This window comes from Amycolatopsis sp. NPDC003861 (genome assembly GCF_053605405.1).
Genome location: NZ_JBSGJD010000172.1, coordinates 1 through 21,303 on the forward strand (window position 1 = coordinate 1; position 21,303 = coordinate 21,303).

Annotated in this window: 22 protein-coding genes; 6 read left to right on the forward strand and 16 right to left on the reverse strand. The window is 69.8% G+C overall.

The features are described 5' to 3' along the window. Positions 1–35 precede the first annotated feature (35 nt). Positions 36–1,310, reverse strand: a complete 1,275-nt coding sequence (gene murA / locus ACWEVN_RS32800) for a UDP-N-acetylglucosamine 1-carboxyvinyltransferase (RefSeq protein WP_310967046.1) — start codon at positions 1,308–1,310, stop codon at positions 36–38. Between the two features lie 61 nt (positions 1,311–1,371). Here murA and ACWEVN_RS32805 point away from each other — a divergent pair, with 61 nt between their 5' ends. Then, positions 1,372–1,944: a cob(I)yrinic acid a,c-diamide adenosyltransferase gene (locus ACWEVN_RS32805; protein WP_310967045.1), complete on the forward strand. Its 573-nt coding sequence runs from the start codon at positions 1,372–1,374 to the stop codon at positions 1,942–1,944. On the opposite strand, the gene aroA is transcribed toward ACWEVN_RS32805, so the two are convergent. The 14 genes from aroA to ACWEVN_RS32875 all read right to left on the reverse strand — a co-directional run bounded on the left by aroA (position 1,941) and on the right by ACWEVN_RS32875 (position 13,989). After that, positions 1,941–3,179 carry a 3-phosphoshikimate 1-carboxyvinyltransferase gene (aroA, locus tag ACWEVN_RS32810; RefSeq protein WP_452053860.1) on the reverse strand — a complete coding sequence of 413 codons (1,239 nt, stop codon included), beginning with the start codon at positions 3,177–3,179 and terminating at the stop codon, positions 1,941–1,943. The genes ACWEVN_RS32805 and aroA overlap by 4 nt on opposite strands. A 9-nt stretch (positions 3,180–3,188) precedes the next feature. After that, positions 3,189–3,509: a putative quinol monooxygenase gene (locus tag ACWEVN_RS32815; RefSeq protein ID WP_449684432.1), complete on the reverse strand. Its 321-nt coding sequence runs from the start codon at positions 3,507–3,509 to the stop codon at positions 3,189–3,191. Positions 3,510–3,563: 54 nt separating this feature from the next. Beyond that, positions 3,564–3,998 (reverse strand): DUF2550 domain-containing protein, encoded by a 435-nt coding sequence (locus ACWEVN_RS32820; RefSeq protein WP_003102655.1) that lies wholly within the window; start codon positions 3,996–3,998, stop codon positions 3,564–3,566. Between the two features lie 25 nt (positions 3,999–4,023). Further along, positions 4,024–4,389 (reverse strand): F0F1 ATP synthase subunit epsilon, encoded by a 366-nt coding sequence (locus ACWEVN_RS32825; protein WP_003102658.1) that lies wholly within the window; start codon positions 4,387–4,389, stop codon positions 4,024–4,026. Between the two features lie 113 nt (positions 4,390–4,502). Beyond that, positions 4,503–5,930, reverse strand: coding sequence for a F0F1 ATP synthase subunit beta (gene atpD / locus ACWEVN_RS32830; protein ID WP_086840690.1), 1,428 nt, complete (start codon positions 5,928–5,930; stop codon positions 4,503–4,505). Next, on the reverse strand, positions 5,930–6,868 hold the full coding sequence (locus ACWEVN_RS32835; RefSeq protein ID WP_310967041.1) for a F0F1 ATP synthase subunit gamma: 939 nt from the start codon (positions 6,866–6,868) through the stop codon (positions 5,930–5,932). The genes atpD and ACWEVN_RS32835 overlap by 1 nt, the downstream gene beginning before the upstream one ends. A gap of 11 nt (positions 6,869–6,879) precedes the next feature. After that, on the reverse strand, positions 6,880–8,517 hold the full coding sequence (atpA, locus tag ACWEVN_RS32840; protein ID WP_449684430.1) for a F0F1 ATP synthase subunit alpha: 1,638 nt from the start codon (positions 8,515–8,517) through the stop codon (positions 6,880–6,882). Positions 8,518–8,574: 57 nt separating this feature from the next. Next, positions 8,575–9,399: a F0F1 ATP synthase subunit delta gene (locus ACWEVN_RS32845; protein ID WP_310967039.1), complete on the reverse strand. Its 825-nt coding sequence runs from the start codon at positions 9,397–9,399 to the stop codon at positions 8,575–8,577. A 6-nt stretch (positions 9,400–9,405) separates the two neighbouring features. Continuing rightward, positions 9,406–9,966, reverse strand: a complete 561-nt coding sequence (locus ACWEVN_RS32850; RefSeq protein ID WP_449684429.1) for a F0F1 ATP synthase subunit B — start codon at positions 9,964–9,966, stop codon at positions 9,406–9,408. A 29-nt stretch (positions 9,967–9,995) separates the two neighbouring features. Beyond that, on the reverse strand, positions 9,996–10,253 hold the full coding sequence (locus ACWEVN_RS32855; RefSeq protein WP_310968453.1) for an ATP F0F1 synthase subunit C: 258 nt from the start codon (positions 10,251–10,253) through the stop codon (positions 9,996–9,998). 55 nt (positions 10,254–10,308) lie between these two features. Continuing rightward, a complete protein-coding gene (atpB, locus tag ACWEVN_RS32860) occupies positions 10,309–11,094 on the reverse strand; it encodes a F0F1 ATP synthase subunit A (RefSeq protein ID WP_452053861.1) in 786 nt (261 codons plus the stop codon). A 520-nt stretch (positions 11,095–11,614) separates the two neighbouring features. After that, on the reverse strand, positions 11,615–12,058 hold the full coding sequence (locus tag ACWEVN_RS32865; RefSeq protein ID WP_452053862.1) for a hypothetical protein: 444 nt from the start codon (positions 12,056–12,058) through the stop codon (positions 11,615–11,617). A 48-nt stretch (positions 12,059–12,106) separates the two neighbouring features. Further along, entirely contained in the window at positions 12,107–13,264 is a 1,158-nt protein-coding gene (locus ACWEVN_RS32870) for a glycosyltransferase family 4 protein (protein WP_310967036.1), read from the reverse strand. A gap of 74 nt (positions 13,265–13,338) precedes the next feature. Next, the gene (locus ACWEVN_RS32875; protein ID WP_310967035.1) at positions 13,339–13,989 is read right to left on the reverse strand and encodes an L-threonylcarbamoyladenylate synthase; all 651 of its coding nucleotides are present in this window, start codon (positions 13,987–13,989) and stop codon (positions 13,339–13,341) included. A 579-nt stretch (positions 13,990–14,568) separates the two neighbouring features. Between ACWEVN_RS32875 and ACWEVN_RS32880 the strand changes: the two genes are divergently transcribed. Then, positions 14,569–16,542: a M6 family metalloprotease domain-containing protein gene (locus ACWEVN_RS32880; RefSeq protein WP_452053863.1), complete on the forward strand. Its 1,974-nt coding sequence runs from the start codon at positions 14,569–14,571 to the stop codon at positions 16,540–16,542. Between the two features lie 387 nt (positions 16,543–16,929). Here the strand turns inward: ACWEVN_RS32880 and prmC are convergent, their stop codons facing one another. Next, positions 16,930–17,796 carry a peptide chain release factor N(5)-glutamine methyltransferase gene (gene prmC / locus ACWEVN_RS32885; RefSeq protein ID WP_191316922.1) on the reverse strand — a complete coding sequence of 289 codons (867 nt, stop codon included), beginning with the start codon at positions 17,794–17,796 and terminating at the stop codon, positions 16,930–16,932. Between the two features lie 322 nt (positions 17,797–18,118). On the opposite strand from prmC, the gene ACWEVN_RS32890 reads away from it, so the two are divergent. From ACWEVN_RS32890 to ACWEVN_RS32905, 4 genes are read left to right on the forward strand one after another with little or no spacing between them, the layout of a single operon-like run. Then, positions 18,119–19,123 carry a glycosyltransferase family 2 protein gene (locus tag ACWEVN_RS32890; protein ID WP_310967033.1) on the forward strand — a complete coding sequence of 335 codons (1,005 nt, stop codon included), beginning with the start codon at positions 18,119–18,121 and terminating at the stop codon, positions 19,121–19,123. Then, on the forward strand, positions 19,120–19,554 hold the full coding sequence (locus ACWEVN_RS32895) for a GtrA family protein (protein ID WP_310967032.1): 435 nt from the start codon (positions 19,120–19,122) through the stop codon (positions 19,552–19,554). Before ACWEVN_RS32890 ends, ACWEVN_RS32895 begins: the two co-directional genes overlap by 4 nt. Then, complete coding sequence (locus ACWEVN_RS32900) at positions 19,547–20,812, forward strand: mannosyltransferase family protein (RefSeq protein WP_452053864.1); 1,266 nt, start codon at positions 19,547–19,549, stop codon at positions 20,810–20,812. Before ACWEVN_RS32895 ends, ACWEVN_RS32900 begins: the two co-directional genes overlap by 8 nt. 11 nt (positions 20,813–20,823) lie before the next feature. Next, positions 20,824–21,198, forward strand: a complete 375-nt coding sequence (locus tag ACWEVN_RS32905) for a VOC family protein (RefSeq protein ID WP_452053865.1) — start codon at positions 20,824–20,826, stop codon at positions 21,196–21,198. Positions 21,199–21,303 lie beyond the last annotated feature (105 nt).

The following is a 21,303-nucleotide window of genomic DNA, read 5'->3' on the forward strand; positions in this document are numbered from 1 at the left end:
CGCCCTGCGCGCACTGGGCGCGCAGGGCGGTTGATTCAGCTCCGGTCCGGCTCGCCCGCGACGCGCTTGATGTTCGCGCCCAGGCGGTTCAGGTTCTCGACGAAGTGCGGGTAGCCGCGGTCGATGTGGAAGACGTCCCAGACCTCGGTGACGCCGTCCGCGCACAGGCCCGCCAGCACCAGCCCGGCGCCCGCGCGGATGTCGGACGCCCAGACCGGCGCGCTCGAGAGCTTCTCGACGCCGCGGACCACCGCGTGGTGGCCGTCCGTGCGGGCGTCGCCGGACAGCCGCACCATCTCCTCGATGAACCGGAAGCGCGCTTCGTAGACGTTCTCCGTGATCATCGACGTGCCTTCCGACACCGCCGACAGCGCCACCGCGAACGGCTGCAGGTCGGTCGCGAAGCCGGGGTACGGCAGCGTCACCCAGTCGACCGCCTTCGGGCGCTCCGGCTGGACCACGCGGAAACCCTTGTCGCCGAACGTCTCGACGTCCGCGCCGGCCAGCTGCAGCTTGTTCAGCACCAGGTCGAGGTGGTGCGGGTTGACCCCGCGGACGGTGATGTCGCCGCGGGTCATCGAGGCGGCGAACGCCCAGGTCGCGCCCACGATCCGGTCGCCGATCACGCTGTGCGTCGTCGGGTGCAGCTGCTCCACGCCGTGCACGGTCAGCGTCGACGTCCCGGCGCCTTCGATCTTCGCGCCCATCTCGGTCAGCATCGTGCAGATGTCGACGATCTCCGGCTCGCGCGCGCAGTTGTCGATGACCGTGGTGCCCTCGGCCAGCACGGCCGCCATCAGGATGTTCTCGGTCGCGCCGACGCTCGGGAAGTCCAGCCAGATCTGCGCGCCGACCAGCGTCTCGGCCTTCGCGACGACGCAGCCGTGCTCGATCGTGCTCGTCGCGCCCAGCTTGCGCAGGCCGTTCTGGTGCATGTCCAGCGGCCGCGAACCGATCGCGTCCCCACCCGGCAGCGCCACGACGGCCTGCTTCAGCCGGCCGACCAGCGGCCCCAGCACGCAGACGGACGCACGCAGCTTGCCCATCGCCGCCGAGTCGGCGCGGTGCGACAGCTCGGCCGGCGTCGTGATGGTGGCCGTGTCGCCCTCGATGACGACCTCGCAGCCGACGCTCCGCAGCACGTCGCCCATCAGCGGGACGTCGAGGATCTGCGGGCAGTTCGTGATGGTCGTGGTCCCCTCCGCGAGGAGGGCGGCGGCCATCAGCTTCAGCACGCTGTTCTTGGCGCCGACCACGTCGACCTCGCCGACCAGCCGGGCTCCGCCATGCACGTCGAAGTGCTCGCTCATGGCCGCCAATCATGCCCTCTCGCCCGGATTCGGCCCGGGCGGGGGCCGCTATGGTGGGTTCATGGTCGTTCGCATCAACCGCGTGTACACCAAGGTCGGCGACAACGGCACGACCGCGCTCGGCGACGGCTCCCGCGTGCCGAAGACGTCACCGCGGCTGGGCGCGTACGCGGACACCGACGAGACGAACTCGGTGCTGGGCCTGGCGATCGCGGTCGGCGCGCTGCCCGCCGAAGTGACGGACGTGCTGCGTGCGGTCCAGAACGATCTGTTCGACGTCGGCGCGGACCTCTGCCTGCCGATCTCGGACGACCCGCCGTACCCGCCGCTGCGGATCACCGAGAAGTACGTCGAGCGGCTCGAAGGCTGGTGCGACGAGTTCAACGAGCGCCTGCCGAAGCTGACGTCGTTCATCCTGCCGGGCGGCACGCCGGGGGCCGCGTTCCTGCACCAGGCGCGCACGGTGGCCCGCCGGGCGGAGCGGTCGGCCTGGGCCCTGCACGAGGCGGAGCCCGAGGCCACCAACCCGATCGCGGTGAAGTACCTGAACCGGCTGTCGGACCTGCTGTTCATCCTGGCCCGGCTGGCCAACCCCGAGGGTGACGTGCTGTGGCAGCCGGGCGGGCAGCCCTAGATCCCCCAGCTCTCGCGCAGGGTGCCCAGCGCCTGGTGGAAGCCGGGGAACGTCTTCTTCACGCAGTCCGGATCATCCAGGGTGATGCCGTCGGTCAGCAAGCCCGTGATGCTGAACGCCATCGCGATGCGGTGGTCGCGACGGCACGCCACCAGCGTGCCCGTCGGCTGTCCCGGCTGGATCTCGATCCAGTCGCGGCCCGTCTCGACCTGGATCCCGAGAGCGCGCAGGTTCTCCTCGCACGCGTCGAGGCGGTCGCACTCCTTGATGCGCGTGTTGTAGACGTCCTCGATGCGCACCGGGCCGGACGCGAACGGGGCGATCGCCGCCAGGGTCGGGACGGTGTCCGAGATGTCACGCATGTTCACCGTGATGCCGCGCAGGCCGTCCGACGGGCCCGCGACCGTCACCGAGTCCGGCGCCAGGTCGACGTGGGCCCCCATCTCCCGCAACACGTCGGCGAACTTCACGTCGCCCTGGAGGGCGTCCGAGCCGAGGCCCGGGATGGTCACCGTGCGGCCGGTGACCGCCGCCGCGGCGAGGAAGTAGCTGGCCGTCGACGCGTCCGGCTCCACCGGGTACTCGCACGCGCGGTACGGCTGCGCCGGCACCACGAACGTCCGGCCCTCACGGCGGACGTCGACGCCGAAGCGGCGCATCATCTCCAGCGTGATCTCGACGTACGGCACCGACACGAGGTCGGTCACCGTGATCCGCAGTCCCTCCGCGGTCAGCGGCCCGACCAGCAGCAACGCCGTCAGGAACTGCGACGACAGGCCCGCGTCGAGGGTCAGCTCCCCGCCCTTGATGCCGTTCGCGCGGACCGTCAGCGGGTGGTGGCCCGGCTCGCCGCGGAATTCGAGGTCGACACCCAGCTCCTGCAGGGCGTCGGTCAGCGGCCCGAGCGGGCGGCGGCGCATCTGGTCGGACGCGTCGAAGCGGAACGTCCCGGTGCCGGCCGCGGCCAGCGCGGGCAGGAACCGGGCCGTCGTGGCGCCGTCCCGGCAGAAGACGTCGGCTTCGGTGACCCCCGGACCCGACGGCCGGCCCTCGATGGTCCACGCGTCCGCCTGCCGGTCGACGCGGTAGCCGAGCTTCGCCAGGCCCTCGGCGAAGCCCTCGGTGTCGTCCGAGTGCAGCGGACGGCCGAGCGTCGTGGTGCCGTGCGCGGCCGCGGCCAGGAACAGGCCACGGGCGGTGACGGACTTGGAGCCGGGGATCTCGACGAGGGTCACACCCCGAGTTTAGTGCGGTGAGATTTCGGCCATCGGGCCCCAGTCGGAGGCGTCCTGGACGTTGATGATCTGCGGGTTGTCGCTGAGGTACGCACCCAGGTTCTCGACCGCCCACTTGAAGTGGTCGGAGCCGACGTGCGCGACGGCCGCATCCTGGCCGTCGAAGCCCTCGACCAGCACGTACGTGTTCTTGTCCTCGAGGCTGCGGGACCATTCGAAGAACCGGTTGCCGGCCTCCGCGCGGGTGTTCGCGGTGTAGTCCGCGACGATCTCCGGCCAGTTTTCCGCGTGCTCCGCTTTGACCGGGAACTTGACCACGATGAGAATCATGCGCTCAACCGTAGGCGAAAGCAGCGGCCGCGGCTGTCTCGGAATGAGACAGCCTCAGGAGGCGCGCGGGAGACGTCGTCCGGGCGGGGCGGACTCGAGCCAGGAGAGGAAACCCGTCAGCGCGCCCGGCCCCATCGCGATCTCGATCGCTTCCTGGGTTTCCGACTCGCAGCGCAGCACCGTCGAGCCCTCGGGCACGGCATAGGCCTCGGTGCCGGACGGGTCGCGGCGGTCGGCGATCTGCATGCTTTCGCGCTGGAAGACGCGGTCCGCGCCGGTGCGCAGGCTCCACACCCGGTACCAGACGAACTCGTCGCCCTCGTAGCGGCCCAGCCCCAGGTGCCAGCTGGACCGCGGGTTGTCCGGACGCCACCGCAGCGCGACGCTCACGCCACCGCCGCGGCGCATCCGGATCCACCGCTGGCCGTACCAGGCGGCCAGCACCGCGAGCACGATCAGGAGCCCGACTACGACCACGGTGATCTTCACGGCCCGGCTCCTGCCCGTCTCGCGCTCAGGCCGACTGACCCGCTGCGCGGAGCTGGGCCGAAGCCCTCGCCCGCTCGGTCTCGTCGTCCCCGGTCAGGGCCGCCTTGGCCGCCTCGACGTCGATCTCGTCGGAGAGCTCGGCGCTCTCGGCGAGGATGCTCACCCCGGTGCCGGTCACGGAGAGGAAGCCACCGTGCACGGCCGCGCAGACCGTCTCACCGTCGGTGGTCGTCACCTTGACCACGCCACCCTCGACCAGCTGCCCGAGCACGGGTTCGTGACCGGCCATGATGCCGATCTCACCCTCGGTGGTCTGGGCCACCACGAAAGTGGCAGTACCCGACCAGAGACGGCGCTCGACGGCCACCAGCTCCACGGACATCTCAGCCACGTGCACTCCTTAACTCGGGGTGTTGCCACCGAGTGTAATAGGTCTGTCTCCCGTTACGAGAACGGCGGGGGCCCGAGTCCACAATGGACACAGCCCCCGCCGAGCTCACGAGCTCACTTCTTGGTGATTTCCTTGTACTTCTTCTCGAGGTCCTCGAGGCCACCGATACCCAGGAACGCCTGCTCCGGGTAGTGGTCGAAGTCACCCTTGGTGATGCGGTCGAACGACTCGATGGTCTCCGACAGCGGCACCGTCGAGCCCGGGATCTGCGTGAACGCCTCGGCGACCAGCATGTTCTGCGACAGGAACCGCTCGATGCGGCGCGCGCGCTGAACGGTCAGCTTGTCCTCTTCCGAGAGCTCGTCCATACCGAGGATCGCGATGATGTCCTGCAGCTCCTTGTACTTCTGCAGGATCCGGATGACCTCGGAGGCGACGCGGTAGTGGTCCTCACCGACGATGGCCGGGTCGAGGATCGTCGACGTCGACGCCAGCGGGTCCACCGCCGGGAAGATGCCCTTCTGGAACACCGACCGGGAAAGCTCGGTGGTGGCGTCCAGGTGGGCGAACGTCGCGGCCGGGGCCGGGTCGGTGTAGTCGTCCGCGGGGACGTAGATCGCCTGCATCGAGGTGATCGAACGACCACGGGTCGAGGTGATCCGCTCCTGCAGCTGCCCCATCTCGTCGGCCAGCGTCGGCTGGTAACCCACGGCGGACGGCATGCGGCCCAGCAGGGTCGACACCTCCGAGCCGGCCTGGGTGAACCGGAAGATGTTGTCGATGAACAGCAGCACGTCCTGGTTCTGGACGTCGCGGAAGTACTCCGCCATGGTCAGCGCGGACAGCGCGACCCGCATGCGGGTGCCCGGCGGCTCGTCCATCTGGCCGAAGATGAGGGCGGTGTCGTTGATGACGCCGTCCTCGGACATCTCCAGGAAGAGGTCGTTGCCCTCACGGGTGCGCTCGCCGACGCCGGCGAACACCGAGGTGCCACCGAAGTTCCGGGCGACGCGGGTGATCATCTCCTTGATGAGCACCGTCTTGCCCACGCCGGCCCCGCCGAACAGGCCGATCTTGCCACCCTGGACGTACGGGGTGAGCAGGTCGACGACCTTGAGGCCGGTCTCCAGCATCTCGGTCTTGCCCTCGAGCTGGTCGAAGGACGGGGCGCTGCGGTGGATGCCCCAGCGCTCGAGGTCCTCGCCGTAGCCGGGCTCGTCGAGGCACTCGCCGAGGGCGTTGTAGACGTGGCCCTTGACCTTGTCGCCGACCGGGACCGTGATCGGGCCGCCGGTGTCGGTGACCTCGGCGCCGCGCACCAGGCCGTCCTGCGGCTGCAGGGAGATGGTGCGGACGAGGTTGTCACCCAGGTGGCTGGCGACCTCGAGGGTCACCGTCTTGCGCAGCTGCTCGAACTCGATCTCGACCTTGAGCGCGTTGAACTGGTCGGGCACGGAACCGCGCGGGAACTCGACGTCGACGACCGGACCGGTCACCGACACGATGCGCCCCTTGGCGCGCGGGGCTTCAGTACTGGTCATCAATCATCACTTCCTGCTGCGGTGAGCGCGTTCGCGCCACCGACGATTTCGGAGATCTCCTGGGTGATCTGCGCCTGGCGGGCCTGGTTCATCTCCCGCGTCAGGTTGCCGACCAGCTCGTTCGCGTTGTCCGACGCGGCCTTCATCGCCGTCCGGCGGGCGGCCAGCTCGGACGCCGCGGACTCGAGGAGGGCCGCGTAGAGCCGCGTGTTGATGTACTTCGGCAGGAGGGCGTCCAGCAGCTTGTCGGCGCTCGGCTCGAACTCGTAGCTGGGGAGCAGCCCGGCGGGCTTCTCCTCTTCTCCCTCGGAGTACTCGACCTCGAGCGGCGCGACGCGCTTGGCGGTCGGCCGCTGGGTCAGCATCGACACGAACTCGGTGTAGACGATGTGGATCTCGTCGACACCCGTGATGCCGTCGGCGTTGCCGTGCTCGTCGTCGACGCCCCGCATGAACGACTCGACCAGGGCGTCGCCGGCCGCGACCGCGTTCGCGTAGCCCGGCTGGTCGGAGAAGCCCGTCCAGCCGTCCACGACCTCGCGGCCCCGGAACCGGTAGTAGTTCAGCCCCTTGTTGCCGGTGACGTAGACCTGCGGCTCCTTGCCCTCCTCGCGGAGGAGGGCGAGCAGCTCTTCGGTCGCGCGCAGCACGTTGGAGTTGTACCCACCGCACTGGCCCTTGTCACTGGTCACGACCAGGACGGCGGCCCGCTTCGGGTTCGGGCGCTCGACCAGCATGGGGTGGTCGAGCGTGGTGGCCGCGCCGGCCAGCGCCGAGAGCACCTTGGTGATCTCGTCCGCGTACGGCCGGGAAGCGGCGACCCGAGCCCGCGCCTTGGTGATGCGCGCGGTGGCGATGAGCTCCATCGCCTTGGTGATCTTGCCGATCGACTTGGTCGCCTTGATGCGCGACCGGAGTTCCCGGAGTTGTGCGGCCATGAGCTACCAGCTCACTTCTTCGGGGCGGGCTTGTTGACCTTGACGGTCTCCTGCCCGACCTTGTCGGCTTCCATGGCGTCCGCGTTCTCCTCGAGCGGCTTGCCCTCGGAGGTGGTGAACTCCTTCTTGAACTCGTTCACCGCTTCGACGACGGCCTCGCGGGTCTCCTGCGGGAACTTGCCCGACTCGCGGATGCCCTTGATCAGGTCGGCGTGCTTGCGGCGGGCCGAGTCGATGAACTCGTGGTTGAAGCGGCGGACGTCCTCGGTCGGGACCGAGTCGTAGTGGCCGTTCGTGCCCAGGTACACCGTGAGGACCTGCTCCTCGACCGGGATCGGCGAGTACTGCGGCTGCTTGAGCACCTCGTACAGCCGGGCACCACGCTCGAGCTGCGCCTTCGACGCGTCGTCGAGGTCGGAGGCGAAGGCCGCGAAGGCCTCCAGCTCGCGGTACTGCGACAGGTCGATCCGGAGCGAGCCCGCGACGTCCTTCATCGCCTTGACCTGCGCGGCACCACCCACGCGGGACACCGAGATACCCACGTCGATGGCCGGGCGCTGGCCGGCGTTGAACAGGTCCGACTGGAAGAAGCACTGGCCGTCGGTGATCGAGATGACGTTGGTCGGGATGTAGGCCGACACGTCGTTCGCCTTGGTCTCGATGATCGGGAGACCGGTCAGCGAGCCGGCGCCCAGCTCGTCCGACAGCTTCGCGCAGCGCTCCAGCAGGCGGGAGTGCAAGTAGAAGACGTCGCCGGGGAACGCCTCGCGGCCCGGCGGGCGGCGCAGCAGCAGCGAGATCGCGCGGTAGGCGTCGGCCTGCTTGGTCAGGTCGTCGAACACGATCAGGACGTGCTTGCCCTCGTACATCCAGTGCTGGCCGATGGCCGAGCCGGTGTACGGCGCGATCCACTTGAAGCCGGCCGAGTCGGACGCGGGGGCCGCGACGATGGTGGTGTACTCCAGCGCGCCGGCGTCCTCGAGGGACTTCTTCACGGCGGCGATCGTGGAGCCCTTCTGGCCGACCGCGACGTAGATGCAGCGGACCTGCTTCTGCGGGTCGCCGGTCTCCCAGTTGGCCTTCTGGTTGATGATCGTGTCCACGGCGACGGCGGTCTTGCCCGTCTTGCGGTCACCGATGATCAGCTGGCGCTGGCCGCGGCCGATCGGCGTCATCGCGTCGATGGCGGTGATACCGGTCTGCAGCGGCTCCGACACCGGCTGGCGCTCGACCACCGAGGCGGCCTTCAGCTCCAGGGCGCGGCGGTCGGTGGTCTCGATGTCGCCGAGGCCGTCGATCGCCTGGCCCAGCGGGTTGACGACGCGGCCGAGGTAGCCGTCGCCGACCGGCACCGACAGGACCTGGCCGGTGCGCTTGACCTGCTGGCCCTCTTCGATGCTTTCGAAGTCACCGAGGATCGCGGCACCGATGGAGCGCGCGTCCAGGTTCAGGGCGACGCCCAGGACGCCGCCGGGGAACTCGAGCAGCTCGTTGGCCATGGCCGAGGGCAGACCCTCGACGTGGGCGATGCCGTCACCGGCGTCCACCACGGTGCCAACTTCTTCCCGGCTCACGTCCGGGGCGTAACTCGAGACGTAGTTCTCGATCGCGCTACGGATCTCATCCGAGGAGATCGTCAGCTCGGCCATGTCTTTCCCGCTCTCGCTTCGTTCTTGCCAGTATGCAAAGTCTTGTGTGACCTGGGGCTATGCCCGGGCCAGCCGCCTGCGCAACGCCGCGAGCTGCCCCGCCGCACTCCCGTCGATGACCTCGTCGCCGACGCGGACGACGAGGCCGCCGCCGAGCCGGGGGTCGATCTCGACGTGCAGCGCGATCGGCCGCCCGTAGAGGGCGTCGAGCTTCGCGCCCAGCTGGGCGGTCTGCTCGTCCGACAGGGCGTTCGCGCTGGTCACGTAGGCCACCGAGCGCTCGCGCCGCTCCGCGGCCAGCTTCACCAGCTTGTCGAGCCCGATGCCGACGCCGCGGCCCTTGGCCCGGCGCACGACCTGCTCGACGAGGGTCTCGGTGACCACGTCCACCTTGTCGGCGAACAGCCCGCGCACCAGGGTGCGCTTCGCGTCGGCGGAACCGGTCAGGTCCGACAGCGCCTTCTCGAGCTCGGGGTGGTTGGCCACGACCCGCGAGACCTGGAAGAGCTGGGATTCGACGGTGTCGACGTTCCCGGTCTTCTCCGCCGCGGTGAGCAGGGCCGAGCGACCGAGCGACTCGAGGCCGTCGGTCAGCTCGCGGGGGCTGGACCAGCGGCTGCCCGCCACGGTGTCGAGCACCTTCAGGGCCGGTTCGGACAGCTTGCCGTCGAACAGCCGGCGCACCAGCCCGGTGCGCGACTCCGCCGTCGCGGAAGCGTCGCTCACCGCGCGGCGCAGGCCGATTTCCCGGTCCAGCAGGTCGACGACCGAGAGCAGCTCGTCGCCGACCGTGGCCGCGTCGGCTCCCGCGTCGGCCAGAACCTCGCCGAGGCGTTCCTCGGCGAGGCCGAGCGCTTCACGGCTCGCAGCATGCAGCGTCATTTCTGGTTACTTCCCCGCTCCGTTGGAGGCACCGGCGGTCTCCAGCTCCGCCAGGAACCGGTCGACGGTGCCGCGGCGGCGCGCCTCGTCCTCGAGCGACTCGCCGACGATCCGGCTGGCCAGCTCGACGGCGTTGCGGCCCATGTCGGCCCGCAGCTCCGCGATGATCTGCGCCTTCTGGGCCTGCAGCTGGGCCTGGCCCTGGGCGACGATGCGCTGGGACTCGGCCTCCGCCTCGGCCCGCAGCTCCGCCTTGATCTGCTCGGCTTCGAGCCGGGCGTCGTCGCGGATCTTCGCGGCCTCGGTGCGGGCCTCCTGCAGCTGGGCCTTGTACTTGGCCAGCGCCTCTTCGGCCTCGGCCTGGGCCCGCTCGGCCTTCTCGATGCCTCCCTCGATCTTCTGCGCACGCTCTTCGTACGCGGCCTCGAAGCGAGGGACGACGTACTTCTTGAGGATGAACAGCAGGATCAGGAAGGCGACGATGCCGAGGATCAGCTCCGAGATGTCCGGAACGATCGGGTTGTGCGTTTCGCCCTCTGCGGCGAGGACCAAGGCACTGTTCAGCACGGCGTCTCCTTAAGCGAGATGAGCGTGACTCAGCCTGCGGAGGCGATGAAGTAGATGACGATGCCGATCAGGGCGAGCACCTCGGTCAGAACGAAGGTCGAGAAGCCGATGCCCTGCAGCTTGCCCTGCGCCTCCGGCTGGCGGGCGGTGCCGTTGATGACGGCGGCGAAGATCAGACCCACACCGATGCCCGGGCCGATCGCGCCCAGGCCGTAGCCGATCGCGGCGAGGCCGGGGTTGATGTTGGCGGCGGCTTCCGCGGCCTGGGCCAGAACGATGTTGCTCACGTGCATTTCCCTTCACTTCGGTCCACGCGCTCGCGTGGATCGGGGGCTTGTGTTCTCAGTGCTCCGACGCCAGCGCGGCGCCGATGTACCCGGCCGACAGCAGGGCGAAGATGTAGGCCTGCAGCACCTGGATGAAGGCCTCGAGGAACGTCATCCCGATGGCGAAGATCCACGCCACCAGGGAAACCGGCTTCAGCGCCCAGCCCGAGGTCTCGGTCAGCAGGAAGGTGCCGCCCAGGGTGAACACCGCCAGGATCAGGTGACCCGCGAACATGGCGGCGAAAACACGGATGGCGAGCGTGAGCGGGTTGAGGAAGAACTTCTCCGCGAACTCGATCAGCGCGAACAGCGGCAGCACCGGTCCCGGCACGCCCGGCGGCGCGAGTTCCTTCTTGAAGTACCCCTTGAAACCGTGCCGCTTGAACCCGACGAAGTGGTACACCGGGTAGACGACGAGGACCGACAGGGCGACCGGGAAGCCGAACCGCGCCATGGTCGGGAACTGCAGAAGCGGGATGATCCCGTAGAGGTTGTTCACCAAAACGAAGGTGAACAGTGCGAAAACAAGCGGCACGAACGGCTTGAAATCCTTCGAACCGATCTGCTCGCGCGCGATGTTGTTGCGGCTGAAGTCGTAGATCGACTCCGCGACGAACTGCCCCTTGCCCGGCACGACCTGCAGCTTGCGGGTCGCCAGCAGGAAGTACGTCGCGATGATGACAACCGAAAGCACGACGAGCAGCATCGGCTTGGTGACGTTGCCGAACAGCGCCGGCAACTCGAAGCTTTCGGCGCCGGGCGGCGCGAACGTCGCACCCTCGGCCAATACCAGCGCGCCCACTGGGCTCCTTCCGGTTCTCCCGGCCGGCGTTCACTCCGCCGGGGGAATCGTCACGATCTGGACTTAACGTACCCGATACGTATCGGGACGTCGGAGGCGGCTGCCCCACTGTGCGATGAACACGGCTTCACGTTCTGCACACGGGGTTGTCTCGCGTGAACACTGCCCTGCGGTCTACTTCGGACCAGCGGCCGGACGGCGGAACTACACGGTCGCCACACTGCTGATCGCGGTTCGTCTGAGGGAGTGCGCGGTCGAGGCCGCCACCCTTGACGCGGACCATACCAGCAGGTCAATCCGTGCCGGACAGGCGTACTCCTAACCAACCGATCAGCCCAGGACTTAGGTCCCGGGTCGTCCCGGGACCCAGGTCCGGTGCGCGGCGGGACCGGGTCCGGAACGTCGCAGGCGAGGGGTCCCGGTCACGGTCCGCAGCAGCGCACGGAAGCGCACTTTCGTGGTCCCGGTCACACTCAAGCGGCCGCAGACGGGTGCACGAAGAGTGACGAGCCCGAACCGGTCAGGACGGGATGATCGTCGGGATCTTGGTCTTGCGGAAGGCGGCGAACTCGGCCGCGGCGGCGAGCATGATGGCCACGATCATCGTGATGCCGAGCGACATCGGGTGCAGCGCGGTGACGCCCTTCAGCAGCGTCAGCGCCCCGAAGAGCAGGACGACCTTCACGACGTACCCGCCGAGCGCGATGACCATGACGAACATCGGGTCCTGGCCCGCGCTGAACTTCATCATGCCCAGCGTGGACAGCGAGGCCAGCATCGCGAGCACCCCGCCGACGAGCGAGCCCAGGAAGCCGGGCAGGCCGTTGAGGATGCTGAGCAACGCGATGCACACCAGCACCGCGGGCGGCGTCACCAGCAGCGAGGCCTTCGTCATCGCGCGGGCCGCCTGCAGCACCACCTTGGCGTGCGGGTTCTCCTGCTCGTGCGTTTCGGCTTCGCTCACACCTGGCTCCCTGCTCGGTTACCACCCGAGTGTAGAGACCCCGGCCGGTCAGGTGCCCGGCTGGTTGCGCGAGCGCAGCCGCGGGACGATCGAGACGACCACCGCGAAGACCAGCCCGATCCCGATGATCCACAGCGCCGCGGCGTCGTCGAACAGCGTCACCGACACCGCGCCGAAGGCGAGGATCCCGGCCCACAAGTAGATGAGCAGGACCGCGCGCCGCTGGGAGTGGCCGATCTCCAGCAGGCGGTGGTGCAGGTGCATCTTGTCGGCGGCGAACGGGCTTTCGCCGCGGCGGGTGCGCCGGACGACCGCCATGATCAGGTCGAGCATCGGCACGAACAGCACCGCCGCCACGACCACGAGCGGCGAGAGCAGCGCGATCGCGTCCTTGCCGCTGAACTGCGGGTACGGCACGCGCCCGGACGCCGACGTGGTCGCGCCGGCGAGCATCAGGCCGATCATCATCGAGCCGGAGTCGCCCATGAATATCTTGGCCGGCTGGAAGTTGTACGGCAGGAAGCCCAGACAGGCGCCGGCGAGGGTGGCGGCGATCAGCGCGGGCGGGTAGGTGCCGACGTCACCGCCGGAGCTGTCGAGCAGGCCGAGCGAGAAGGCGCAGGTGGCGGCGGCGGCGATGAAGCCGAGGCCGCCGGCCAGCCCGTCGAGGCCGTCGACGAAGTTCATCGCGTTGACCATGACGACGACCATCACGACGGTGAGCAGCGCGCCCTGGTTCTTGTCGAGCACCAGCACCGAGCCGAACGAGCCGCCGGTGCCGCCCCACGGCACCCAGAACGACACCCACTGCACGCCGAAGATGACCAGGATGCCGGCGCACATGACCTGGCCGGCCAGCTTCGTCCAGGCGTCCAGTTCGAACCGGTCGTCGAGCGCGCCGATCAGCGAGATCACGCCGGCGGCGAGCAGCACGCCGACCGAGTCGAAGGAGGCGTCGAAGCCGTGCGACAGCGCGGGCAGCTGGTGGGCCAGGCCCATCGCGCCGGCGACGCCGAGGTAGATGCCGACCCCGCCCATCCGCGGGATCGGGGCGACGTGCACGTCGCGGGCGCGCGGGTTGGCGATCGCGCCGACGCGGATCGCGACCCGGCGCACGACGCCGGTGAGCAGGTAGGTCACGGCCGTCGCGGTCAGCGCGACGAGGAGGTATTCCCGGATGGGGAGGAGACCGGATGTGGGCGGCACGGGGACGTCACGCTCGCGGGGTCGGGGTCACCCGCGACACGCTATCGTGTCGCGGTTTCCGCCGTGATCCGGCTTCAGGCCAACGATTCCGCGGGCACACCGAGCACCTCCGCGATGGCGTCCTTGCTCACCGAGCCCTCGCGCAGCACGACCGGTTCGGTGCCGGTCAGGTCCACGATGCTCGACGCGACGGGCTCGCCGCTCGAGCCGCCGTCGAGGTACACCGCGACCGAGTCGCCGAGCTGTTCCTGCGCCTCCTGCGCGGTGCTGGCCGGGGGGCGCCCGGAGACGTTCGCGCTCGAGACGGCCATCGGGCCGACGTCCCGCAGCAGTTCGAGCGCCACGGGGTGCAGCGGCATCCGCAGCATGACGGTGCCGCGGGCATCGCCGAGGTTCCACTGCAGGCTCGGCGCGTGCGGCAGCACGATGGAGAGATCGCCGGGCCAGAAGGCTTCGATGAGCGCCCGCGCCTGCGGCGGCACCCCGAGCACCAGCCCGTCCACAGTGGACCAGGAGCCGACGAGCACCCCGACGGGCATGTCCGGCCCGCGGTTCTTGGCCCGCAGAAGCGCTTGAACGGCGCCGGCGTCGAAGGCATCGGCCCCGATCCCGTAGACGGTATCGGTGGGCAGCACGACCAGCCGGCTGGACCGCACCGCCCCGGCGGCGGCGGCCAGCCCATCGGCCCGGGTCTCCCGCTTGCTGCAGTCGTAGACCACGCTCATGGGGGCCAAGAGTAGTCCGGCGTCTTCGGGGGACGTTCGCCGCGTCACACCGGGTGGGTGGGCAGCGGCCTGGCCGGCATTGGGGCGTTGGGCCGGCGGGCATCGCGCCCCGGGTCCGGCGTGCATTGCGGCCCCGGGCCTGGCGGGCATTGGGGCGTTGGACTCGGCCGGCATCGCGGCCCGGGCCGCGGCGGGCGCCCGACCGAACTTCGCCCGCCGGCGCAAGTCCTCTCGACCGGACCTCGCCGCCGGCACAGGGCTCGCGCACCCGGCCGCCTCGGGGGCGCCCCCGTTTTCCACGCTACCGGCCCGCACCGACAGTTCCCGGCGCTCCCGGCATCCCTGACCGGAGTTGTCCACAACGCCCGGCCCGCCGAAAGGTCGCGAATGAGCCATTCGCGACACCGAGCCAAGCCTGAGTCATTCGCGACGCCCAGCCGGGCCTGACAATCCGGCCAGACTTTCGTCGTGGGGCAAGCGGGTAGACCTCGCCGCGAGGGAGAACCGCGACACCGGGGCTCAATACGGTCGATCTTCGGGAACCACCACCCCCGTGGGTTCCCAGTGAAGGAGCCGCACATGCGCCCCAGAACCCCGAAAGCGCTCGCCCTGCTCGCCGCCGTGGCCGTCCTCTCCGGGCTCGGTGCCGGGACCGCCGCCGCCGAGCCGCTCACCCGTGGCTGGCCCGCCCCGATCGATGCCGCCCGGTGGGAGAACCAGGACCACATGACCTGGTCCGACTACCGCAAGGTCCCCGGCACGAACTGGGCCGATCCCACCCTGAAACCCACCCAGCGCACCTTCAAGGGCGCCGTCGTCCTCGCCGACTACCCGGACCAGGACTTCGTCGTCACGAAGCCGGCGAACTCGACGATCTTCGGCAACCCCGGCCCCGCCGCCGCGAACGTCCCGCGGGCGAAGGTCGCCCAGTACTACCAGGACTTCCTCAACAAACCCGAAGCCCTCAACAACGGCCACACGATCAACGAATACTGGATGGAGGACTCCGGCGGCCGGTTCGGCGTGCAGCTGACCGCGTTCGGGCCGTACCGGATGCCCGGGAAGTCCTACGAGTACGGCATGGAGTTCCAGCCGAGCGCGTGCCCGCCCGGCGCGAACTGCGCCCGCGACATCCGCAAGGACGCCGGGGACGCCTGGCGCGCCGACGTCGGCGACACCGCGAACCAGTTCGACTTCGTCTTCTACCTCTCCGCCGGCCAGGACGAGAGCTCGACCTGGCAGGAATTCGGCGAGATGAAGTTCGGCACCAAGGAGAACGTGCCCGACAGCTTCGGCCCGCCCGACCACGACCTGCCCAACTACGCGGCCACCCGGTACGTGCCGTGGACGTCGTGGGCGTCGGCCGCCAGCATCTGGCCGAACGCCCAGGACGGCAGCTCGGTGCAGGCCGAAAGCTCGGGCCAGTCGACCTACGCCCACGAGTTCAGCCACATCCTGGGCATCGGCGACAACTACAACAACCCGTTCGGGACCCCGCCGTCACGTTCCTACAGCGGACCGTGGGACATGCTGTCGCGCGGCACGTTCAACGGCCCCGGCGGCCCGCACACCCGCTGGCAGATCCCGGCGACGCAGGGCAGCTCGATGGGCGCCCAGCACCAGCTGCGCAACAAGCTGAAGCTCGGCATCGTCGACCCGGCGGACGTGCTCCAGCTCGACCGCGACGAGCTCGCGAAGACCGGCCCGGTCTCGGCCCGGCTCACCGCGCGCGAAACCGAAGCGCAGCCCGGCGCGTTCACCGGCCTGAACATCAAGCTCACCGGCGGTGACAAGGCGCCGAAGTGCGACCGGTCGAAGGACCCGTTCTGCGACGGCGGCGGCTACGACAACTACACGGTCGAGGTCGTCGACCGGATGGGCGCGGACTCGTTCGCGCCGGACTCCGGCGTCATGATCACCAAGACGAAGAACAAGGACAACGCCCCGTTCGACTGGGTGATCGACGCTAACCCGCAGGACATCGGCATCACCGACTACACGAAGCCGGACGGGACGCCGGTCAAGATCACCATCGGTGACTACCGCCAGCTCAACGACGCCCTGTTCAAGGCGGGCACCGAGGCGGCGAGCCCGTACGAGTACACCGACGAGGCCAACCGCCTGCGGTTCCTCATCACGGACCTGGCGCGCGACCGCCGCGGGATCCTGTCGTACACGGTGACGGTGGCGTCGCTGGACGGCTCGGGCAGCCAGGCCCGCGGAGCCGCCCTGACCCCGGCCCTCCCGGCCATCGCCCGCGGCGGCTTGGCAACGTGCGACTTCGGCCTGCTCAACACGGGCGCGGCGCGCGGCGCGAAGGCCCCGTACGACACCGACACGTACCGGCTGAGCGTGTCGACGGACGCGAAGGGCTGGCAGGTCAGGCTCCCGAACGAGCTGGCGACGGCGAAGTTCGGCGGGCACGTGAAGGTCCCGGCGTACGCGAAGCGCGGCCAGGGCGGCGACCTCGCGGCGAGGGTGAAACTGACGGCCACGTCGGTGAGCGACCCGTCGAAGACCGCGACGGCGAGCTGCACGGCGTTCGGCTTCTGAGCGAGCGGTCCGGAGGGGTTGTGGACAACTCGGTCCGCAGCCCTCCGGACTGCCCGGAACTGTCGGTGGCCGCCGGTAGCGTGGAAGACGGGGGGCGCCCCCGCGGCGGCCGGGCTGGTGAGCACGCGCTTACCCCGCGACCCGCAGGAGGCGCGGCGCGAAGAGGTGCGGCGACCGCGGAGATCCGCCTCGAAGGCGCCGTCGACCAGCCGCGCTCCCGGAACTGACCGCCGCAAGTCCGCTTCGGCTTGCTCGGCCATCGAACCAGCTCGGCAATGTTCTACCGGGCACCCTCGTCGCGCAGGCCGGCAACCATCGCCGGTCGGCGATGAAGCCGATGACCCGCCGCAACAGCCTGCGGCTCGGCAGCCCGGTCCAGGAAGCCGCTCAGCCCAGGCGGCGCGCGGTAACGAACCGGGCTCGCCCGGTCAGGTCCGCGTGGTCCTCGACGCCGGTCAGGACGCGGCGCGCTCGGACCAGGGCCGGGACCGCCGAGCCGTGCGTGTCGTCGTGCTCGATCGCCAGGCCTCCTCCCGGGCGCAGGAGGCGGGCGCCGGCCGCGATCGCGTGGCGGATCACCGCCAGGCCGCTCTCCTCCGCGAACACCGCTCGCGGGGGGTCGTGCTCCGCGACCTCGGGCGGTACCGGCGTGCCCTCCGGGACGTACGGCGGGTTGCAGAGCACCAGGTCGACCAGGCCGTCGAGCTCGGCGAACATCGTCGGGTCGCCGATGTCGCCCGAGTACAGCCGGATCGGGGTGTTGCCCGCGTCGGCGTGGACGTCGGCGTTGTGGCGGGCCCAGGCCAGGGCCTGCGGGTCGATGTCCACCGCGTAGACGACCGCGTCCGGGCGGGCGTGGGCCACCGCCAGCGCCAGCGCCCCCGAGCCCGTGCACAGGTCGACCACCACCGGGAACTCCCGGCCCTGCAGGAACTTGACGCCCCACTCGAGCAGCAGCTCGGTCTCCGGCCGCGGGACGAACACGCCCGCACCGACCGCGACCGTGATGTCGCCGAGCGCGGCCCAGCCGGTCAGGTACTGCAGCGGGATGCGCTTGGCGCGCTGCTGGACGAGCTGGCCGATGGCCTCGATGACCGGCGGGTCGACCAGCGGCACCATCGGCAGCCGGCCGCGTTCGACCCCGAGCACGTGCGCGGCGATCACCTCGGCGTCGAACCGCGGCGAGGCGACGCCCGCGCGCTCGAGGATCCGGGTGGCCTCGATGATGGCCAGGCGCAGCGGCTGCCGATTCACTCGTCGTCCTTCACCTCGTCGAGCCTGGCACACCAGGCGGAACTCCCCCGTGAGGACACGCGCCGGTCCTTCGCCGTCCAGCGTATCGAGGCACCCCCGCGGCGGGGCCGACAACTACCCCGCCGACGCCGCGGCAGGTCGCCGCGCCGGCCGGCCCGCCGCGAGCACCGGCCTGTCCCCCGCCGAGGCCGCGGGCGCCCCGACCGGGTCCCGGAGGGCAGATCGGCCCGATCTTCTAGGATGCAGGGCACCGGGTCGGGGATTCGCCTGCTCGACGGCGCCGCCCGAACCGTTCCGCACCGAAACTCCGGGGAGCCCCGCAGTGCCCACAGAGCCGATCACCCGCCGGGTGGCGTTCATCTTCCCGATCTACAACGAGGAAGAGAACATCGACCTGCTGCACCGGACGGTGGACGAGGTGACCGCCCCCCTCGCCGGCAAGTACGACTTCAGCTTCCTCTACGTCGACGACGGCAGCCGGGACGGTTCGCTGGCCAAGCTCACCGAGCTCAGCGCGCGCGACGAGCGGGTCACGGTCGTCGAGCTGTCCCGCAACTTCGGCCACCAGATGGCCGTCACCGCCGGGCTGGACCTGGTCGACGCGGACGCCGTCGTCATCATGGACAGCGACATGCAGGACCCGCCGCGGGTGGCGCTCGAGCTGATCGAGAAGTGGGAAGAGGGCTTCGACGTCGTCTACGCGCAGCGCCGCTCACGCCAGGACTCGGCGTTCAAGAAGCTCACCGCCGGCGGGTTCTACTGGTTCCTGCGGAAGATGGCCGCGGTCGACATCCCGAAGAACACCGGCGACTTCCGGCTGATCGACCGCAAGGTCGTCGACGAGCTGCGCAAGTACCGCGAGCGCGACCGCTTCCTGCGCGGGCTGGTCAGCTACATCGGCTTCAAGCAGACGGCCGTGCTGTTCGACCGCGACAAGCGGCACGCCGGCGTCACCGGCTACCCGCTGCGCAAGATGCTGCGCTTCGCCGCCGACGGCATCCTCGGCTTCTCGGTGACGCCGCTGCGGATGATCACGCGCATGGGCTACCTGATCTCGTTCCTGAGCTTCGTCGGGATCCTCTACGTCGGCGGCGTCAAGCTGTTCGCGCCGGAGACCGCGGTGCCCGGCTGGGCGTTCCTCGGGATCGCGATGTTCTTCCTCGGCGGGATCCAGATCATCATGCTCGGCGTGCTCGGCAGCTACATCGGCCGCACGTACTCCCAGGTGCAGAACCGGCCGCTCTACGGCGTCGCGTCGGTGCGCACGGGCCCGGCGGTGCCGGCCGAGGCCCGGGAGGGCGCCGACGCGGGAAGAGGCGCCCGGTGAAGCTGATCTCGGCGACCCAGCTGCGCTTCGGGATCGTCGGCGTGGCGAACACCCTCGTCGACGCCCTCGGCTACGCGCTGCTGGTGACGCTGGGCGTCCCGCTGTTCGTCGCCAACTTCATCTCGACGACCACAGGCATGCTGCTCAGTTTCACGCTCAACCGGAACTTCACGTTCCGCGCCAAGGACGGCGACGTCCGGCGCCAGGCCCTGCTGTTCTTCGGCGTCACCGCGTTCGGCCTGTGGGTCGTGCAGGCGGCCATCATCTTCGCGGTCACCAGCGCGTTCCCCGGGGTGAACGTGCTGATCCCGAAGGGCGCCGGGATCGTGGTCGGCCTGGTCTGGAACTACGTGCTCTACCACAAGGTCGTCTTCCGGCACCGGCCCGCGCCCGCGGCCGGGGCGCCGGTCGCGGAGGTTACGCATGACTAGCACGGCCGTGGAGTCCCGGGTCACCGACCAGGTCGAGCCGGAGCGCCCGGAGACGGCCCGCGTGAGCCGCTGGGCCTGGCTGAACGGCGATTACGCGCGCGTCTTCGCCGTGGTGCTGGCCTGGAACGTGGTGCTGATCGCGCTGGCGTACCTGTTCGCGCCGTCCAGCCCGACCGACGAGGGCATCCCGAAGACCGGCATCGGCTCGACGATGAGCCTGCTCGCGCACACCTACCGCTGGGACGCCGGCAACTACGGCGAGATCGCCATGCACGCCTACACCGGCAGCTACGCCCCGACGCGGGCGTTCTACCCGGTGTTCCCGGTGCTGGTCTGGCTGGTGCAGACGGTCAGCTTCGGCACGATCGGCCTGCTCACCGCCGGATTCCTGGTCAATCTGGTGGCCACCTGGCTGGCCGCCGTCGCGCTGCTCAAGATCGGCCGCCACTTCTTCGACGGCGAACGGGCCCCGTGGCTGGTCGTCGCGGCGTTCCTCACCGCGCCCGCCGCGTTCTTCCTGCACTCGTTCTACAGCGAGGCGGTGTTCTGCGCGCTGGGCTTCTGGGCCTACCTGTTCGCACTACGCCGCCAATGGCTCTGGATGGGCCTGACGCTCATCCCGCTGACGGCCTCCCGCATCACGGCGGCGGTGTTCGTCGGCCTGTGCTTCCTGGAGTTCTGGCGGTCGAAGGACTGGAAGCTGCGCGGCCTGCTGTCGTGGAACCTGCTGTGGTTCCCGCTGGCGTTCGTCGGCCTGGCCGGCGTGATGGTCGCCATGAAGATCCAGACCGGCGACTTCTTCGGCAGCTTCAACGCGCTCAAGGGTGTGCGGGAGTGGTCGTACCACAAGTTCAACCCGAACATCCTCGAGACGATCTGGCGCGAAGCCAAGATCGCCGGCCACGCGCTGCTCGGCGACACCAAGATGGACGCGTGGACGCTGATGAGCCACGTGCTGCCGATGATCGGTCTGGCGCTGCTGTTCGCGTCCTCGGTGTACGTCCTGGTGGCGCTGCGCGCGAAGGGCATCCCGCTGGCGCTGTTCGGGTTCGCGTCGATCGTGATGCTGACGATGAACAACAACGTGGTGTCGGTGCACCGGTACCTGCTGCCGTGCCTGGTGATGTACGTGGCGCTGGTGCTGTTCGGCGAGCGCCGCCCGCGGCTGCGCGGCGCGGTCCACGTCGTGCTCTACGCGAACGCGCTGGTCTGCGGGATGATCTACCTGCGGTTCATCACGGGTTTCTGGTCCGGCTGAGAGGTCCCGCGATGCGGATCATGCACCAGGTCGTCACGTTCGACGCGGCCGACCTGGCGGCCGAGAGCCGCTTCTGGGCGGGCGTCCTCGGCGGCGAGGTCGACGACGACGGCGACTGGCACATGGTGCTGGTGGACGGCGCCCCGCGGATCGGCGTGCAGCTCGCACCGGACCACGTGCCGCCGGAGTGGCCCGACGGCCCGGTCAAGCAGCAGATCCACCTCGACCTGTGGGTCGAGGACTTCGCCGAAGCCCACGAGCAGGTGATGGCCCTCGGCGCGAGGGTGCTGAAGCCGGCGGCGGGCAACACGACCGGCGACGACTTCCAGGTGTACGCCGACCCGGCCGGGCACCCCTTTTGCCTCTGCTGGCTGGTCCGCCGCTAGCCCCGCGCGTCGCAAGTCATCGACGTCCGGTGCGGCTGGAGCACCGCGTCCCAAGCGCCCCAATGTGGCGTTGGTTGCGTTGGACGCACCCAATGTGGCGTTCGG

Bases quoted from the DNA above. Each gene is read 5' to 3' on its own strand.
- murA (WP_310967046.1), bottom strand. From the start codon at position 1,310: ATGAGCGAGCACTTCGACGTGCATGGCGGAGCCCGGCTGGTCGGCGAG.
- ACWEVN_RS32805 (WP_310967045.1), top strand. From the start codon at position 1,372: ATGGTCGTTCGCATCAACCGCGTGTACACCAAGGTCGGCGACAACGGC.
- ACWEVN_RS32815 (WP_449684432.1), bottom strand. From the start codon at position 3,509: ATGATTCTCATCGTGGTCAAGTTCCCGGTCAAAGCGGAGCACGCGGAA.
- atpD (WP_086840690.1), bottom strand. From the start codon at position 5,930: ATGACCAGTACTGAAGCCCCGCGCGCCAAGGGGCGCATCGTGTCGGTG.
- ACWEVN_RS32835 (WP_310967041.1), bottom strand. From the start codon at position 6,868: ATGGCCGCACAACTCCGGGAACTCCGGTCGCGCATCAAGGCGACCAAG.
- atpA (WP_449684430.1), bottom strand. From the start codon at position 8,517: ATGGCCGAGCTGACGATCTCCTCGGATGAGATCCGTAGCGCGATCGAG.
- ACWEVN_RS32845 (WP_310967039.1), bottom strand. From the start codon at position 9,399: ATGACGCTGCATGCTGCGAGCCGTGAAGCGCTCGGCCTCGCCGAGGAA.
- ACWEVN_RS32875 (WP_310967035.1), bottom strand. From the start codon at position 13,989: ATGAGCGTGGTCTACGACTGCAGCAAGCGGGAGACCCGGGCCGATGGG.
- ACWEVN_RS32880 (WP_452053863.1), top strand. From the start codon at position 14,569: ATGCGCCCCAGAACCCCGAAAGCGCTCGCCCTGCTCGCCGCCGTGGCC.
- ACWEVN_RS32900 (WP_452053864.1), top strand. From the start codon at position 19,547: ATGACTAGCACGGCCGTGGAGTCCCGGGTCACCGACCAGGTCGAGCCG.
- ACWEVN_RS32905 (WP_452053865.1), top strand. From the start codon at position 20,824: ATGCGGATCATGCACCAGGTCGTCACGTTCGACGCGGCCGACCTGGCG.